The sequence below is a fragment of the Oscillatoria sp. FACHB-1406 genome (genome assembly GCF_014698145.1).
Taxonomy (GTDB): domain Bacteria; phylum Cyanobacteriota; class Cyanobacteriia; order Cyanobacteriales; family Spirulinaceae; genus FACHB-1406.
The window spans coordinates 127,351-143,595 of the sequence record NZ_JACJSM010000002.1; the positions used below are offsets into that span (position 1 = coordinate 127,351).

Sequence of the window (16,245 nt, forward strand, 5' to 3'; positions counted from 1 at the left end):
TCAACAATGGTACTAACAGAACAACAACTTATCGAACTGAAAGCTCACGAAGCTTTTATTCGGAGAGCTTCTCAAGTTAATTTCCCTTTTATGCTCAAAGGTAGCTATGTCACTCGTCAGTATTTTTTCGACCCAAACGACAGAATTCCAGCCGACTTAGATTGGGTTTATTTGCATCCGTTGAACGATGCAAATACCGCAAGAGATGTATTAAATGAGTGGGTAACAGCAGTAACAGAACTCGAATCAAACGACGGCGTACAATACAGAAGCTTTAAGGAAAATGAATTTTGGCGCAGAATTGACTATGCGATGGCAGACGATTTTCCTACGGCTAATACAGACTTGCTATGTTGGGTAAACGGAGTAGAGATTGAATTTAGCTTGGATGTATCGTTTAATTTAGAGATTGAAGAATCGCCTATTCCGCTCATTTACGAACCGCTAGAAGGAGATGCGTTTATCGTTCCATATACAGTCCCATTAAGCTTACAAGTCTCTTGGAAAATCCATCAAACTTTAGTCAGACCGCGATTTAAAGACTTGTTCGATCTAATGTATTTAGTTCGACATCCCGATTTTGATGAAAAAGCCTTAACCGCAACCTTGCAAGCGCTGGTTAACGAGTGCCACGTCGATAAGGTGAATAAAGAAAAACTAGAATATTTTTTCAATTACAAACTTGCTAAGTTATTCGTCTATAAGACGATTGATGAAACTTGGGAAGATTGGCGAAATGAAAAAAGTTGGTACTCCGAACGGGCTGAGAATATTACCAATGCCGATAAGATACCAAAAGAGCTATCTCAATTTTTAGCAGAATTCCAAGCAGCTTTAGAAGGGGCGGGTTTAGATAAAACTGTGTTGGCTAAGCTTCCTAAAGCCGCCCGGAATAAGAGAGTCTTCTTTGATGGCTTGTTGGATTAAACTCGCGATCGCGTCAGTTAGGAGGGCATAAAAAAAAATGAAAGTTTCTAAGCAACTTGCAGAGTTTGTGGTTCCGGTAATATTCGCCCCTCGGCTTGATAACTTTCAATGAGTAAAGCCAGAACCTCTCGAGCATTCTTCAATGCTTCCTCATAGGTTTTACCGTGAGTAAAGTAGCGCTGAATTTCCGTTGAAAACTCCGGTAATTCCACCACGTAACAATTATCCTCATTAGACCAAATAATCTTAACCTGGTATTTAATCTGAGTCATTTCCTTCTTTGCCCTGCAATTGTTTCAACGCAGCATTGACTAGAAACTGGTATAGGACATTCGGTAGGTAGTAGTACATTGACAAGCTTAAAATTGGGGATAATTGTAGGTTGGGTAGAGGAACGAGACCCAACATCCATAAGCTTTTGTTGGGTCGCACTTCGCTTGACCCAACCTACAAAATTAAGCTTGTCAATGTAGTAGGGTGGGCAATGCCCACCCATCAAGACTTTCAGCTTTTAGTGCCGCTCACGATCGGGCAAGTAGCGCTATAAAATTTCGCGATCGGGACTGGGAACTTGTATAAGTCGGAGGATGAAAAAAAACGAAAGTTTCTAAGCAACTAGCAGAGAAAGTTTTTTTAAATCCCGAATTTTCCTAGGCATTCCGGAAGCCGAAAGGTTAAGCTTGTAGGTCTATTGTAGAGTGTTTTATCTTTACGCCTCATCGGGTGCGAGGGTTACAGCAAACCTTTATTTTAACCAAGTATGCTTATCATCGACAATATTATTAACGAATTTATTACCGCCGGATTGAATGCCGCCAAAAGTCAAGCCCAACGCAACGAAGGCATCCTCAAACTTCTCCACAAATTCAACCTCAAACCCAACGAACCGCCCGATACCTTTGAAGGCGTTTATGCCTATACCTTTATCGAATATAGCTACGGAACCGGCAAACCCAAAGCCATCCTCGAGCTTTTTCGCCACAACACGATTAAGGCTGCCTTTCAACAAGCCTTCGAGCGCGATAACCCCAACCTTTTGCTCGAAACGAGTGCTGAATTTATCGAAACATCGCCCGTTGGGAGAGAAATTCAAGCGCAGAATCTCGACTATCGGCGGGAACTGGCTGAGTTTAGCGCCTTGTTTATTCAAGTGGCAATGCGATCGCGCACCTTAACCGATACAATACGCGATCGCGCCACCACCCGACAAACGCGCCAACTCCAAAACCTCCAACAAGACATCGCCCACCTCCGCAACCAACTAGAACAACTCAACCCCGCCCAAATTCAAACCCAACTCGCCCAACTCGCCCAAACCTATCAAGCCAGTCTTCCGCCCGCCCCCGCGCGCGAATCCCAACTCGCCCGCGAAATGCGCGGTTGGTTTGAAGCGCTTCGCTACGACTTTGAACCCTACGAAAGCTGGGGCGACAGCCACTTTGAATGGATTCTCAACATTCCCGGGCGCAGAAGATTCGATCGCATTTTCGTGCGTGGAGTCGAAAGCGAAGCTACCCTCAAAGACTTCCTCGCCCTGCGCCAAGGCATGGAAACCCACAAAACCGACGAAGCGTGGCTTGTCGCCCAACGCCGCATCAGTCGCGCCGTCCGCGACGAACTCGACAAACCCGAACACAAAGAGCTCTTCGGCTACACCTTCGACGAACTCCTCGACGAAGCCGCCCAATTCGACGGTTACATCCGCTGGCTGGAAGAACAAATCCAATCTCGGCGCATCGACAAACTTTACGTCCCCCTCGCCTGCACTAAAGACGAAATCGATCCCCTCACCCAACAGCCCCTCGGCAAAAGTCGCTACGACGAGCGCGACGGCTGGATTAACGGTTACATCGATCTTTGGCTCGCAGATCCCGCCAAAGAACACCTCTCCGTCCTCGGCGAATTCGGCACCGGCAAAACCTGGTTTGTCCTCCACTACGCTTGGACTGCCCTGCAAAAATACCTCGAAGCCAAAAAACGCGGAGTCGAACGCCCGCGCCTTCCCCTCGTCATTCCTCTGCGCGACTACGCCAAAGCCGTCAGCGTCGAATCTCTCTTCTCCGAATTCTTCTTCCGCAAACACGAAATCCCGATTCCCAACTATTCCGCCTTCGTGCAACTGAACCGCATGGGGAAATTACTGCTGATTTTCGACGGATTCGACGAAATGGCGGCAAGAATCGACAAACAAGAGATGATTAATAACTTCTGGGAACTCGCACGCGCGATCGTTCCCGGAGCCAAAGCCATTCTCACCTGCCGCACCGAACACTTTCCCGAATCCCTGGAAGGACGCAGATTGCTTGGGGCAGAACTGCAAGCCTCTGCTGCCGCCCTTACCGGCGAAACGCTTCGATTTGAAGTCCTCGAACTGGAAAAATTCGACGACGCGCAAATCCGCCAAGTCCTCTCCCATCGCGCCAACCCCGCAACCGTCGAGCGCGTCATGGGCAATCCCGAACTGTTGGATCTCGCACGCCGCCCGGTGATGATAGAACTGATTTTAGAAGCCTTACCGGAGATTGAAAGCGGCAAACCCGTAGATATTTCCCGCGTTTACCTTTATGCCGTGCGGCGCAAAATGGAACGGGATATTAAATCCGAGCGCACGTTCACTTCAATGGCGGATAAGCTCTATTTCCTCTGCGAACTCTCCTGGGAAATGCTCTCAACAGACCGAATGAGCTTAAATTATCGCGACTTTCCCGATCGCTTGTGCCGTTTATTTAACTTAGAAGAGCAAAAAGATCTCGACCATTGGCACTACGACATGATGGGGCAAACGATGCTAATTCGCAACGCCGAAGGCGATTATAGTCCCGCCCATCGTTCCTTATTAGAGTTTTTCGTCGCCTACAAATTCGCTGCTGAATTAGGAGTATTAGCTGCTGATTTTGCTGAATTTATCCCCCATCAGTCCCCCCTTGTTAAAGGAGGAAGCCAAGGCAATTTAACCGATATTAGTACGACCGAAAACTTAATAGTCTCCCTTAGTAATCAAACCGGAAACTCAATAGCCCCCCTTAGTAAGGGGGGTTGGGGGGATCGATTCGCGACTCTCTGCGAAACTTTCGGCAAAACGCCCCTAACTCCCGCCGTCCTCGCCCTGCTTTTACCCATGTTGGAACCCGGAGAAACGACGACGGAAAGATTATTAGAAACAATTCGCGCAACGCGGGGCAAAACCGAGGAAGAAGTCGGTTATGTGGGAGGAAATGCGGCTACTTTGTTGGTGAAACTCAATTCTTCGGCGCTAGTCGGAGGCGATTTTAGCGATTGCATTATTTTAGGGGCAGATTTAGTTGATGCTAGCCTTCGTGGAACGAATTTTTCTGGTGCAAATCTTGCTCATTCGATATTTCCCAAGACGTTTGGAGCCGTTTTTACAGTAGCTTTTAGTCCCGATGGCGAACTACTCGCAACGGGCGATTCAAATTGTGAAATCAATGTCTGGCAAGTTTCGGGTAGTCAACAAGTTTTGAGGTTAAATGGACACACGGACTGGGTGCGATCTGTTGCCTTTAGTCCTGATGGCAAAATATTAGCAAGTGGGAGTTTCGATCGCACGATTAAGCTATGGGATGTTAAGACTGGAAAGTGTTTGCAAACTTTGCGCGGACATACAAAACGAGTAAATTCAGTAGCCTTTAGTCCCGACGGGACAATTTTAGCGAGTTCCAGCCGAGATAAAACAATTAAATTGTGGGATATCCTAAGCCGAGAATGTTCAAAAACGTTGTACGGCGCTCCTACAGGTACACCCTCTTTAATTTTTAGTCCCGATGGAAAGATTTTAGCGACTGGAAGTAATGATAAAACTGTCAAACTGTTAAATCCTATAACGGGTGAATGTGTAAGAACATTAGAGGGACATACAGGTAAAGTTAGAGCCGTAACTTTCAGTCCGGATGGGAAAACTTTAGCAAGCAGCAGCACTGATTTTACAATTAAGCTCTGGGATATAGCGAGTGGTAGTTGTTTACAAACATTGGCAGGTCATACTCATAGAATACGCTCTATTGCTTTCACTTCGGATGGAGAAACTTTAGTAAGTGGCAGTTACGATTGTACGGTTAAATTGTGGAAAGTACAGACGGGAGAATGTCTCAAAACTATAGAAGCGCATAGCAATCCTGTAAGAGCAATTGCCATAGCACCCCAGACGAATATTTTAGCAAGTGGTAGCGACGATCGCACAGTCAAGTTTTGGAACTTAGAAACCGGAAAAATTCTCAAAACTGTACGGGGACGATTGAGTTCTATCCGAACTCTAGTCATCAATTCAGAAGACACAACAATTATTACTGGAGACGAACAAGCGATTATCCGATTTTGGGATATCCGTAAGGGACAATGTTTTAAAACTCTAATCGGTCATAAAAGTAGAGTGCAATCAATTGCTCTTAGCTCAGATGGAAGAATGCTCTTAAGTGGAAGCTACGATCGAACAATACAACTCTGGAATCTACAAAGTAAACAACCTGTTAAAATGTTGTGTATAGATGGTTGCTCTGTCAATTCATTAGTCCTTAGCCCTGATAATTCTTTTCTTACTGTTGGTAGTGGTCATCGAGGATTTACACTGTGGAATCTCAAGAATGGTATTGGAGAATGTTGGATTAGCTTAAAAGAAGATAAGGAACAGGGACATACAGATTGGATTTGGTCGATCGCGATTTCTCCCGATGGTAGAATCTCAGCTAGCGGTAGCGAAGACCGAACAGTAAAATTATGGGATATTTCCCAAAAGATCTGCTTGATGACGTTGAGGGAACATACCGAAAGAATTTTATCAGTAGTTTTCAGCCCTGACGGAACAATTCTAGCTAGCGGTAGCGACGACAAAACTATCAAACTTTGGAATCCGCAGACGGGTCAATGTATCAAAACTTTAAGCGGACATACGCGCGGAATCAGTTCGATTATCTTTAGTTCCGATGGCTCAACTTTAATGAGTGGCAGTCAGGATTCTCTGATTAAAATCTGGGATATTGCAACGGGAGAATGCCGAGCGACATTGCACGGACATACGAATATGGTAAGCGCGATCGCGCTCTGCTCGGACGATCGCACTTTAGTCAGCGGTAGCTTTGATGAAACCCTGAAGGTTTGGGATATCGAAACGGTACAATGTTTAAAGACAATGAGTAATAAATCTTATGCAAACCTGAATATTACAGGAATTAAAGGATTGAGCAATGGTGAAATTGCAGACCTAAAAGCTTTGGGCGCAACAGAAAACTTATCTGACGAGATACAGATCTAATAGTAAAGCTAAACTTCAACTAAGGCAGAATGCTCTGCAATGAACTGCCGCAATTGAGGATATTCTGGCTGCGCTGCGTAAATTATAATATTGCTATCGAGTAACACTATTCAAGACCTTCAAATAGTACGCGATCGCGCCTAGTTTCTCGCTGCCATGCTACCGGATCGTTAATAGAACTTGCATCAGCAATTTCAGCCAATTTTTTCAAAGCTTCAACCATTTTAGCTCCTTGAGATTTCCGCTCTGAGCCAGAGACTTCTTCAAGGACAGTCACATGAACTTTAAAGATACGCTCTTGGGATCCCGGTTGCTCGTCAATCCATTCCAAACGATCTCCTTTTAAAACAGCAGCATAGGGGGTCAGTATCTTGTCGATAACTCCAGATCGATATCGACAATTATAGCGCTACTTGATACGTGAAGGTACGTTTCTAAAGGCTGAAAGTTCTAGCTGGTGGGCGCTGCCCATCCTACAAAATGTTTGCTTTGCATAAAATCAAAAGTAGGGTGTGGAGCGCGAAGCGTAACGCACCGTTATCCTGAGAATTGAGGAAAGTTGATTCTAGGCAACGCAATCTTAAATTGGTATGAGTTTTGTGAATTAAAATTTGTAATTGTACCTTATAACTGCAATTAACAATCTCATACAAATAATTTGCTTAAATGTACGATGAAAGAGTTGGCAATCTAGATAAAGTAAATTCAATGCTTACAAATACCGCTGTTTAAAAAAGTAAAACGGACTCAAGGCGCGACTCCAATAAATTTGTAACTCGCATTTTGCAACTAAATCAGTTTTAAGTTTGCGGCGATTTTTGAGATAATAAGACGCAGCTTTTAGCCAATTTCCAAGGACGGTACGCGCTAAAAGGGCGGGCTGCTCTGTCGGGCTTGCTTGCAGCAAACGCAGGGGATAAAAGCACAAACAAGAGCCGTGAATTAAGGAGAGTAAATAGTCTTCGCTGAGTCGGCTTGCTGGAATTTTATGATCGAGGTGGAGGTTAGGAGCGTACCAAATTTCCCAACCGGCTTTGTGCATATAAATCAACGGTTCCCAATCTTCGCCGCCGACCATCGATTTCCCCAATCTGCCTGCAAATAATGAGGGTTTACTAAAGCATTCGCGCCAAGCCTGAACGCGCGCGACTAATCCGGCTCCCGGTGGCAAACTTAATATTTTTGGGTTGTATTGTTGGGGCTGGGTGTCGCGTTCTCGGATAGCCAAAAAACCGATTATGTTCTCAAAATTTTCTGGCGGTGGGACTTCAAAGGCGGGATGAATTTGTCCGCCATAAGCACCTGCACGGGGATGTTCTCGACCAAAACTCAGGGCTTCAGCCACCCAATTCGGAGCGACTAAATTATCGTCGTCGATAAATCCAAGAAAGGTTCCTTTGGCTTCATTTATGGCGCGCTGGCGGGCATAAGCGAGGCCTTGTTCGGGTTCAAAATGATATTGTAAGGGAAAGGGATAAGACCAGTGAGTTTGAAATTCTTGGACGATTTGTGCTGTATTATCGCTACTGTTGTTATCAATAACGAGTATTTCCCAAGCAATATTTTCCGTCCCAATCTGTGCTTTCAGTTTTTCGATGACTTCGCTCAGGCGACTAGCACCGTTATAAGTGGGAATGGCTACGGTGAAATCCATTATCGTTTTAACGATTGTTTCCAGAGGTAAAAAGGACTGACAATACTACTGCGTAAAAATTCCATTTCGCAGGCGGCAACGGTATCGCGATCGAGTTGTTGGTGATGTTTTAAAAAATAGATTGTGGCTTTACCGATATCTCGAGCGAGACCGAGGGGAAATAATAGAGGTCTTTGCCAGGGTTTAAGGCGTAACATTCGGATGTAGTGGCGCGCGAGTCCGGTACTGCGCACGAGATAGAGGAGGTAATCTCGCGTCAGGCGATCGCGCGGGATTTGATGGTACAGTTCCATTTCGGGGTTGTACCAAATTTCCCAACCGGCATTTTGAATGTGCATGATGACTTCTAAGTCTTCGCTGTTGAGAATCGACTCGCGGGTTCGCCCGGTTAAAAAAGGTTTTTTCGGCGCGCAATCCTGCCAAACCTGACGGCGCACGACTAATCCGGCGGAGGGGGGCAGTAATTTCATCTGCCGTTGGTAGATGTGGGGCGCGGTTCCGCGTTCGACGATGGCGAGGAAAGTGGCGATGCGATCGAAGCCTTCGGGGGGTTCGATTTCATAGTTGGCGCGCACTCGAGAACCGTAAGCGCCAGCGCGAGGATGAGTTTTCCCGAAGTTAACCGCCGCTGCTACCCAGTGGGGATCGGGAAGGGTATCGTCATCGAGAAACCCAATAAGTTCGCCCCGAGCTTCGCGAACGGCTTTAATGCGGGCAAAGGCAGCACCTTGCTGCGGTTCAGTGGCAAACCGCAAACAAGAAGGCGCGGGCCAGGTTTTTTGGGCTTCGTGGAGGAGGGCTAGGGTATTGTCGGTGCTGTTGTTGTCGATCGCGAGGATTTCCCAGGATAACGATTCCGTCTCGACTTGTTGGCGCAGTTTCTCCAGGAGTATGGGTAAGCGCGTTACTCCGTTGTAGGTCGGAATGGCAACGGTTAGGTCGAGAGGTATCATGGCTATTCCAGGTTCCAAGCAAGGTTTGAGGCTGGCAATCGAGCAACTCTAGTTTCAATCTCTCGGAATGAGAGTATTTTTTAAGTCAAGCTGTCAACAATTTCTCGCAGGGACGCGATCGCTTGGCGCTGATATTCGCTGGTTTCCCGAGCGCTATTGCTCGCCTCAGAAATGGTATCGAGCTTGCTGTTGGCTTGACTGACGCGATCTTGCAGGGATTGTAAAATCTCTTGGGTACAATGGACGGCGGCCCAGAGTTCGGCGGTACTGATTTGTTGTTGCAACCAGTCTGCCTCGATCTGTTGCAGTTCTTGCTGCTGGCGATCGCGATCGCTCGTTTGTTCGGCTAGGGTTGCCTCGAGAGGCTGTACGCTGTCGCGCATTTCTTCGACTCGCGCTTGGCTGGCTTGCAGGCTTTCCTGCTGCTGTTCCTTCTGCGCTTCTAGCTTGGCTAGCACCGGTCTGAGGTCGATTTGCTGGCCCTCGCCGCTATCGGTTCCGGCAATTCCTTGTCGCCGTTGCAATACGCGCAAGTGCTGGCTTAAAATCGATTCGCGTTCTTGTACTTCGCGCCGCTGATCCACGAGAGCCGCATCGAGCATTTTATAGCGATCGCGCGCATCGCTCAGTTCTTGTTCCAGGTTGATGCGATCGTACTCGCTCGCATTCCCTAATTTCTGCTCTAACTCCTCAATTTCCTGCCGCTCTGCCGTTAATTCTTCTTCTTGCTCGTTGACAAATTGCGCGACTTGTGATAGGTCTTTCTGCAAAGTATCCGCTTTTTCTTGAAGTTCTCCCAGCGGCATTGTTTCCAAAGCGGCAATATCGACGACGGCTTGTTCGCTGCCGCTGGAAGCAGCACCGGCTGCCAAGCGGGAGAGCATTTCGTAGAGCGCTTGGGTCGCTTGCTGACCTTCCTGCAAAACTTTCAGCGATTCTTGTTCGATCGCGAAAGCTTTTTGCTTCTCCTGTAAAGCGCTGCGAGTCTCCTCGAAGGCAGCCGTCGTTTCCTGAAGTTTCTGACGGCGGTTGCTGAGGTCTTCAGCTTGGCGATCGAGGGCGGCTTGACTTTCGGTTGCGCGGGCGCGTTTGGCTTCTAAGTCCTGCCATTGCGCGTCTACGTCGGCTTGCTGCTCGCTAAAGAGGTCGAAGGTCGCTTCCAATTCGGCTTGCAGCGCTTCCGTTCCCCCCGTCGTCGTTTCCAGATAGGAGACTAATTCCAGAAGCCGAGCGGCGCGATCGCTATCCAACGCCGCTCCGGTTGCCGGTTGAACTTCGCCTTGTTGCTCCTCAAGCTTGCGCTGTTCGCCACGCAGGTGTTCCCAAGCTTGTTCGAGTTCGTTCGTTTTGCGGGAGAGTTCTTCTTGTAGGCGATCGGCTTCGGCTTTCGCCGCGTCTGCCGCTTGCAGCTTGTCCTCAACCCCTTGGACTTCTTCGCGGAGTTGTTCGAGTTGCGTCAGTTCCGCCTCCAACTCCATTTCTCGTTGATTCAACTCTTGAGCTTGAATCGTCAACGACTGATTCCAAGCCTCAATTTCCTCATCCTTCTCCTTTTGACCGACCAACAACTTCGAGAAATTCTCGAGCAAACTGACTAAGCTCGGCCCGCCCGGTTTCGGCGCGCCCTGAATGCGGTTGCCGCCGATCTCAACCATAACCAGAGCGCCATTTTCATAGCTCGCAACTTCCTCGCCCGGGACGATTTCCTCTCCTGGAACCGCGCTCCAAGTGCGATCGTTGCGCTGGCAAGCCAAGAGCTTAAGCTCGGTGGCTGCCTTGCCCATGAATCCACCTTTTTGCTTTCTGACTTCTGCAAGATACAGCACGCTGACGATCCCCTTGATGTATGCTGGATACCTAATACGTCAATAATGACTTACAAGATGCGATTTCAACCACCGACGGTTATTTACTTTAGGCAGCGGCACGATTTATTTTACTCAATCGGTGGGATGTGCGATCGTTCGCAGGAGCCGCAATCTTCAATTTAGCATTTCCCGGATTTGCAGCCAACGGTTGCTGTCACTTTTTCAGTTTTAGTTTCACCCGATCTTCAGAACGCCTTCAATTCTTCGTATGCAGGGAACCCTTAACGAAATCGATATCCGCAGTATCCTGCAACTGATTGAACTCGGTCAGCGCACGGGAGAATTATTCGTCGAAGCCCATAGCGGACTGACGAATACAGCGCTCGCCGAGTCGAATCGAAGCTTGTTGAGTTCGGGCGGTTTTGGATACCCTTCTCCTGCGCCGCAACCCGACGAACGATTCTGGCTGGTGTTCGCGATCGATGGGCGCATTGTCTACGCCGCCGATCGCAGTAACAACAATTTGCTGCGCCTGCGGGACTACCTGCGATTCTACCAAGTCGAATCCGCTCTCGACAGTACCCAAGTCCCGCTCCCTTCTGCCAACCCGCTCGAATACGCCTGCTTGTGGGGGTTAATGGAAAACCGCATCCTCACCCCCGCTCGAGCGCGAAACATTATCAAAAATACGATTGAAGAAACACTCTTCGACCTGTTCAATCTGCCCCAAGGAACGTTTAACTTTGAAATGGGTCCGGCCCTCGCGCCCCACTTAACCAGTTTAGAAATTAGCCCTTTGACCGCCAAAATTGTCAAACAAGTCCAGCAGTGGAAGCAATTTTATCCGCTGATTCAATCGCCCAATCAATGTCCGGTGGTTACGGATCGCGATCGGCTCCAACAGATTTTGCCCGAAACCACCCTCGCGAACCTCGAAAGTTGGGCTGACGGAAAAACATCGCTCCGTCAATTTTCTCGCTACTTCAACCGCGAATTACTGGCTGTGTCCGGAGCCATTTATCCCTATATCCAACAGGGCTGGATACAGATGTCTGATGGCTGTGATGGAATGCCTACCGCAGCGAGCGAAGCAGATCCCTTTGGAATTGCGCCCTTGCTCGTCCCCTCAGAACAAGAACCCCACCAGCGCGCGCCCCAGGTTGTTTGTCTCGACGACGATACGACGATTGGCAAAACCGTCGAATATATGCTAGTACCGAAAGGCTATCGAGCCAGCGCGCTTTGCGACCCGATCGAAGCGCTCAGCCAACTCTTTAGAGAACCGCCCGATCTGATTCTCTGCGATTTAGCCATGCCCAACCTCGACGGCTACGAAATTTGCGCCATGCTCAGAAATTCAAAAACCTTTCGCGGTACGCCGATTATTATTCTCACGGGGAAAGAAGGCTTTATCGATCGCGTGCGAGCCAGACAAGTCGGGGCGACGGATTATCTCACCAAACCCTTTGGCGAAGAAGAATTACTGATGCTCGTCGAGAAATATATTGGCTTGCCCGAGATAGCGCCTCCGCCCGTATTGCCCTCTGAGTGACTATCGTTCGGCTGGGGTGAAGGATTGATTGGAAATGAGAGATACTTGAGATAGAGTAAACACTCAGACGACACCGAATGGAGTATATCAAGCTTTAGCATAAGGGTAGTATCGGGAAGGGGGCTATGAGGAAAGTTTTAGTAGTAGAAGATAGCGTGACTCAGCGACAGATGATTTCCGAACTGCTCAAAAATAGCGGGCTAACGGTGACTGTGGCCAGTAACGGTGTCGAAGCCTTGGAAAAACTCCAACACTATACTCCGGACATTGTAGTGTTGGATATTGTCATGCCTCAAATGAATGGCTACGAAGTATGCCGTCGCATTAAAGCCGACAAAAAAACCGAGCATATTCCCGTCGTTATGTGTTCTTCTAAAGGAGAAGAGTTCGATCGCTACTGGGGTTTGAAGCAAGGAGCCGCCGCTTACATCGCCAAACCTTTTCAACCCACCGAATTAATCGGAACCGTCAAACAGCTACTGAGAAAGTAACGGGAGTTCGAGGAACGACGGGCGATCGCTGCGGCAGTTAGAGCGAGCCTCTACTTTGCGCCTCCAGTCTCTTTGAATCGCGTCTTGGAAATCGTATTTGAGCTTATGGTCAGCAATCCAGGTTTTACAGTAGGAAACGATCCCGATCTCTCCTCCGACATCGAACGCTTAGAAACCCCCGAAGGCGAGTTACACCTGCGCTTTTTTCTCGCCTCGGGCAGCGAGTTTGCTCTTTCGGCCAGCGGCATTAAGGAGGTCATGAACCAACCCCCCGATCGCCTGACTCCCATCCCCAATACGTCGCCGCTATTATTGGGAACGATCAATTTGAGAGGTCAAGTGATTTGGGTTGCCGATCTCGGTCAATTTTTAGGAGATCCCGTGGCGCTCAATACCCAAAGACAAGAAATCCCGATTATTGCCCTCGAAGACCAAGAAATTATCCTGGGATTAGCGATCGATCGCATTGGCGAGATGCAATGGCTCGATGTCGCTCAAATTCAAAGGCCTACGAACGTTCCCAATCATATGGCTCCTTTCGTGTGGGGCGAGTGGTCTTTTGAGGGCGAACTCGATCGCCCCCCTTTGCGCTTGCTCAACCAAGGCGCAATTTTACGCTCGGCCCGCTGGGCCGCTTGAGCGAAGACATGACTTTAAGCTCGCACCCCCCAACCGAGCGCCTCGTTAAGGAATGTTGCAACAGCCGCCAAAATCTTTAGAGTATAGAAAATTTCCGTCAGACTTCTTAACATGAGTGTTTAGATAGACGTTAGGACGCTCCATCTATACACCCTGACCCGAGGAAAATTATCAAAATGGCAAAGGAAAAGGACTCTGTTCCCGTCTCGCTCCTCACCCTAACCGCCGGACTTGCGATCGCGGGGATTAGCTTCTGGGTCGGACAAAATAACCACCTTCTCCCCGAACAAGTCTCCGGACAAGCGCCGCTCGTTGACGATCTCTTTAACATCATGGTCGGGATCGCTACCGCCTTATTTATTGTGGTAGAAGGCGCGATCGTCTTCGCTCTGGTGAAATTTCGCCACAAGAAGGGCGACGAAACCGACGGCCCGCCAATTGAAGGAAATTTCTCCCTAGAAATTTTTTGGACGGCGATCCCCGCCTTCATTGTCATCGGTTTGGGTCTCTACAGCGTGCAAGTTTACAACCAAATGGGCGGCTTCGATACCAAAGGCAACATGGCGATGGCCCACCACCACCATCACGCGCCCACGCAGGTCGCCAGTCTGCCCGGAACGACAAACTTGCTCGCCCAAGCAGAAGCCTCTGTCGATAATAGCGGTTACGGTCTCGTCGGCAAACCGGAACTCGGACAGTTAGCCCCAGATCTAGAAGTTAACGTGACCGGCTTGCAGTACGCTTGGCTGTTTAACTACCCCGACAGCGGCGTGACTTCTGGCGAACTCCACGTCCCCATCAACACGGACGTGCAACTCAATCTTTCCGCCCAAGATGTAATTCATTCCTTCTGGTTGCCGCAGTTCCGCATCAAGCAGGACGCGCTACCCGGAGAAACCAGCAAATTGCGCTTCGTCGCGACTAAACTCGGAACCTACCCCGTCGTTTGTGCGGAACTCTGCGGCGCTTACCACGGCGCGATGCGGACTCAAGTTATCGTTCACAGCGAAGAGGATTACGCAAAATGGGTTCAAGAAAATCAAATCGCGCAGCAGGCAGATAGCACGCGCGACGTTGCGGTCAATCCGAAAGAGATGACGGATGCCCAATATCTGGCCCCCTACGCCGAAGATTTAGGCGTAGATGCCGAAATGCTCGCTCGGTTGCACTAATTTCCTAAACTTGCTCCCGTTGAAAATAATTGTTACTCATGGCACAAGCACAAATTCCTCTAGATAAGCCGCCCGCCGCTGATGTCGGTCACGGTCATCACCCGGAACAGTGGAAATGGTATCACTACTTCTGGTACAACACCGACCACAAGGTCATCGGCATTCAATACATCGTTTTTTCCTTCGCCTTCTACCTGATTGCAGGCATGATGGCGTTGTTTATGCGGGCGGAACTGTATACGCCCGATCCCGACGTTCTAGACCCGACGGTTTATAACTCGTTCTTGACCAATCACGGAACGATGATGATCTTTTTCTGGGTCGTTCCGGCAGCAATTGGCGGTTTTGGGAATTATCTGGTTCCGATTATGATTGGGGCGAAGGATATGGCTTTCCCCAATCTCAACGCGATCGCGTTTTGGGTTAACCCGCCCGCTGGTGCATTTCTGCTCGCTAGCATCTTTATGGGCGGCGCGCAAGCGGGTTGGACTTCTTACCCGCCCCTCAGTCGCATCACCAACCCCAACGCCCAATCGTTGTGGATTCTCGCGATTGCTACGGTGGGAACCTCCTCGATTTTGGGGGCGCTGAACTTTTTGGTGACGATTTGGAAGTTAAAAATACCCAGTATGAAGTGGGATCAATTGCCCCTCTTTGTGTGGGCGATGGTCGCAACTTCAGCCTTGGCGCTGTTTTCGACTCCCGTTCTCGCGATCGGGTTATTCTTGCTTCTGTTTGATATTAACTTCGGCACTAACTTCTTCCGACCGGAGAACGGGGGCGATGTGGTCGTTTACCAGCATTTATTCTGGTTTTACTCGCATCCGGCCGTTTATCTGATGATTTTGCCGATTTTCGGCATCATGTCCGAAGTGATCTCCACCCACTCTCGCAAGCCGATTTTCGGGTACAAAGCGATCGCATATTCCAGTCTCGCCATCTGCTTCGTGGGTTTGTTCGTTTGGGTTCACCATATGTTCACCAGCGGCACTCCGGCTTGGATGCGGATGTTCTTCACTATCTCCACTCTCATTGTTGCTGTTCCGACCGGCGTAAAAATCTTCGGTTGGGTCGCGACGCTCTGGGGCGGTAAAATTCGCTTGAATAGCGCTTTGTTGTTCGCCGTCGGTTTGCTGGCGATGTTTGTAATGGGCGGTTTGAGCGGCGTAACCCTCGGAACTGCGCCCTTTGACCTCCACGTTCACGATACCTACTACATCGTCGCTCACTTTCACTACGTTCTCTTTGGCGGTTCCGTTTACGGACTCTACGCGGGGATTTATCACTGGTTCCCGAAAATGACCGGACGGATGCTTAACGAACCTTTGGGTAAAGTTCACTTCATTCTCACCTTTATCGGTACGAACTTAACCTTCTTGCCCATGCACGAACTGGGTTTGCAAGGAATGCCCCGCCGGATTGCGATGTACGACCCCAAATTTGAATCGATTAACCATATTTGTACTTATGGTTCGATGATTTTGGGATTCTCGATTTTGCCTTTCATCGTCAATATTATTTGGAGTTGGAGTAAAGGTCCTATTGCCGGACGCAACCCTTGGCGTTCTTTAACTTTGGAATGGCAAACCACTTCTCCGCCAGCCATTGAAAACTTTGAAGAAGAGCCGATCATGTGGGCTGGGCCTTACGATTACGGCGTAGATACCGTCATGGATGATAGCGAACAATCAGTTGCAGAAATGCTAGCGACTGTTAAGGAAGAAATGAAGTAAAACTTAGTTAGTTTTCTTTAGTTCGTCCCCCAAATGTCTGTGGCGATAAC

12 protein-coding genes are annotated in these 16,245 nt (G+C 48.7%); 7 read left to right on the forward strand and 5 right to left on the reverse strand.

Features of this window, described 5'->3' with window-relative positions:
• The first annotated feature begins 6 nt into the window (after positions 1–6).
• Entirely contained in the window at positions 7–927 is a 921-nt protein-coding gene (locus tag H6G50_RS03145; protein ID WP_190713230.1) for a nucleotidyl transferase AbiEii/AbiGii toxin family protein, read from the forward strand.
• A gap of 47 nt (positions 928–974) precedes the next feature.
• Here the strand turns inward: H6G50_RS03145 and H6G50_RS03150 are convergent, their stop codons facing one another.
• A complete protein-coding gene (locus tag H6G50_RS03150; RefSeq protein WP_190713232.1) occupies positions 975–1,199 on the reverse strand; it encodes a type II toxin-antitoxin system HicB family antitoxin in 225 nt (74 codons plus the stop codon).
• 488 nt (positions 1,200–1,687) lie between these two features.
• Here H6G50_RS03150 and H6G50_RS03155 point away from each other — a divergent pair, with 488 nt between their 5' ends.
• Complete coding sequence (locus tag H6G50_RS03155; RefSeq protein WP_190713234.1) at positions 1,688–6,193, forward strand: NACHT domain-containing protein; 4,506 nt, start codon at positions 1,688–1,690, stop codon at positions 6,191–6,193.
• A gap of 106 nt (positions 6,194–6,299) precedes the next feature.
• Here the strand turns inward: H6G50_RS03155 and H6G50_RS03160 are convergent, their stop codons facing one another.
• From H6G50_RS03160 to hmpF, 4 genes are all read right to left on the reverse strand, one after another.
• The gene (locus tag H6G50_RS03160) at positions 6,300–6,524 is read right to left on the reverse strand and encodes a hypothetical protein (protein WP_199302686.1); all 225 of its coding nucleotides are present in this window, start codon (positions 6,522–6,524) and stop codon (positions 6,300–6,302) included.
• 381 nt (positions 6,525–6,905) lie between these two features.
• Entirely contained in the window at positions 6,906–7,847 is a 942-nt protein-coding gene (gene hpsE / locus H6G50_RS03165; protein ID WP_190713236.1) for a hormogonium polysaccharide biosynthesis glycosyltransferase HpsE, read from the reverse strand.
• Positions 7,847–8,800, reverse strand: coding sequence for a hormogonium polysaccharide biosynthesis glycosyltransferase HpsE (hpsE, locus tag H6G50_RS03170; RefSeq protein ID WP_190713238.1), 954 nt, complete (start codon positions 8,798–8,800; stop codon positions 7,847–7,849). The genes hpsE (H6G50_RS03165) and hpsE (H6G50_RS03170) overlap by 1 nt, the downstream gene beginning before the upstream one ends.
• An 80-nt stretch (positions 8,801–8,880) precedes the next feature.
• Positions 8,881–10,626: a pilus motility taxis protein HmpF gene (gene hmpF, locus H6G50_RS03175; RefSeq protein WP_190713240.1), complete on the reverse strand. Its 1,746-nt coding sequence runs from the start codon at positions 10,624–10,626 to the stop codon at positions 8,881–8,883.
• Positions 10,627–10,876: 250 nt separating this feature from the next.
• Between hmpF and H6G50_RS03180 the strand changes: the two genes are divergently transcribed.
• The 5 genes from H6G50_RS03180 (at position 10,877) to ctaD (ending at position 16,195) form a co-directional block, all read left to right on the forward strand.
• Entirely contained in the window at positions 10,877–12,160 is a 1,284-nt protein-coding gene (locus tag H6G50_RS03180) for a response regulator (RefSeq protein WP_190713242.1), read from the forward strand.
• A 125-nt stretch (positions 12,161–12,285) separates the two neighbouring features.
• Entirely contained in the window at positions 12,286–12,651 is a 366-nt protein-coding gene (locus tag H6G50_RS03185) for a response regulator (RefSeq protein ID WP_190713244.1), read from the forward strand.
• 105 nt (positions 12,652–12,756) lie between these two features.
• Positions 12,757–13,290 carry a chemotaxis protein CheW gene (locus H6G50_RS03190; RefSeq protein WP_190713247.1) on the forward strand — a complete coding sequence of 178 codons (534 nt, stop codon included), beginning with the start codon at positions 12,757–12,759 and terminating at the stop codon, positions 13,288–13,290.
• Positions 13,291–13,466: 176 nt separating this feature from the next.
• Complete coding sequence (locus H6G50_RS03195) at positions 13,467–14,462, forward strand: cytochrome c oxidase subunit II (protein ID WP_190713249.1); 996 nt, start codon at positions 13,467–13,469, stop codon at positions 14,460–14,462.
• 38 nt (positions 14,463–14,500) lie between these two features.
• Positions 14,501–16,195 (forward strand): cytochrome c oxidase subunit I, encoded by a 1,695-nt coding sequence (gene ctaD, locus H6G50_RS03200; protein WP_190713251.1) that lies wholly within the window; start codon positions 14,501–14,503, stop codon positions 16,193–16,195.
• Positions 16,196–16,245: the final 50 nt, after the last annotated feature.

Bases quoted from the DNA above. Each gene is read 5' to 3' on its own strand.
- H6G50_RS03145 (WP_190713230.1), top strand. From the start codon at position 7: ATGGTACTAACAGAACAACAACTTATCGAACTGAAAGCTCACGAAGCT.
- H6G50_RS03150 (WP_190713232.1), bottom strand. From the start codon at position 1,199: ATGACTCAGATTAAATACCAGGTTAAGATTATTTGGTCTAATGAGGAT.
- H6G50_RS03155 (WP_190713234.1), top strand. From the start codon at position 1,688: ATGCTTATCATCGACAATATTATTAACGAATTTATTACCGCCGGATTG.
- hpsE (WP_190713236.1), bottom strand. From the start codon at position 7,847: ATGGATTTCACCGTAGCCATTCCCACTTATAACGGTGCTAGTCGCCTG.
- hpsE (WP_190713238.1), bottom strand. From the start codon at position 8,800: ATGATACCTCTCGACCTAACCGTTGCCATTCCGACCTACAACGGAGTA.
- H6G50_RS03180 (WP_190713242.1), top strand. From the start codon at position 10,877: ATGCAGGGAACCCTTAACGAAATCGATATCCGCAGTATCCTGCAACTG.
- H6G50_RS03185 (WP_190713244.1), top strand. From the start codon at position 12,286: ATGAGGAAAGTTTTAGTAGTAGAAGATAGCGTGACTCAGCGACAGATG.
- H6G50_RS03190 (WP_190713247.1), top strand. From the start codon at position 12,757: ATGGTCAGCAATCCAGGTTTTACAGTAGGAAACGATCCCGATCTCTCC.
- H6G50_RS03195 (WP_190713249.1), top strand. From the start codon at position 13,467: ATGGCAAAGGAAAAGGACTCTGTTCCCGTCTCGCTCCTCACCCTAACC.
- ctaD (WP_190713251.1), top strand. From the start codon at position 14,501: ATGGCACAAGCACAAATTCCTCTAGATAAGCCGCCCGCCGCTGATGTC.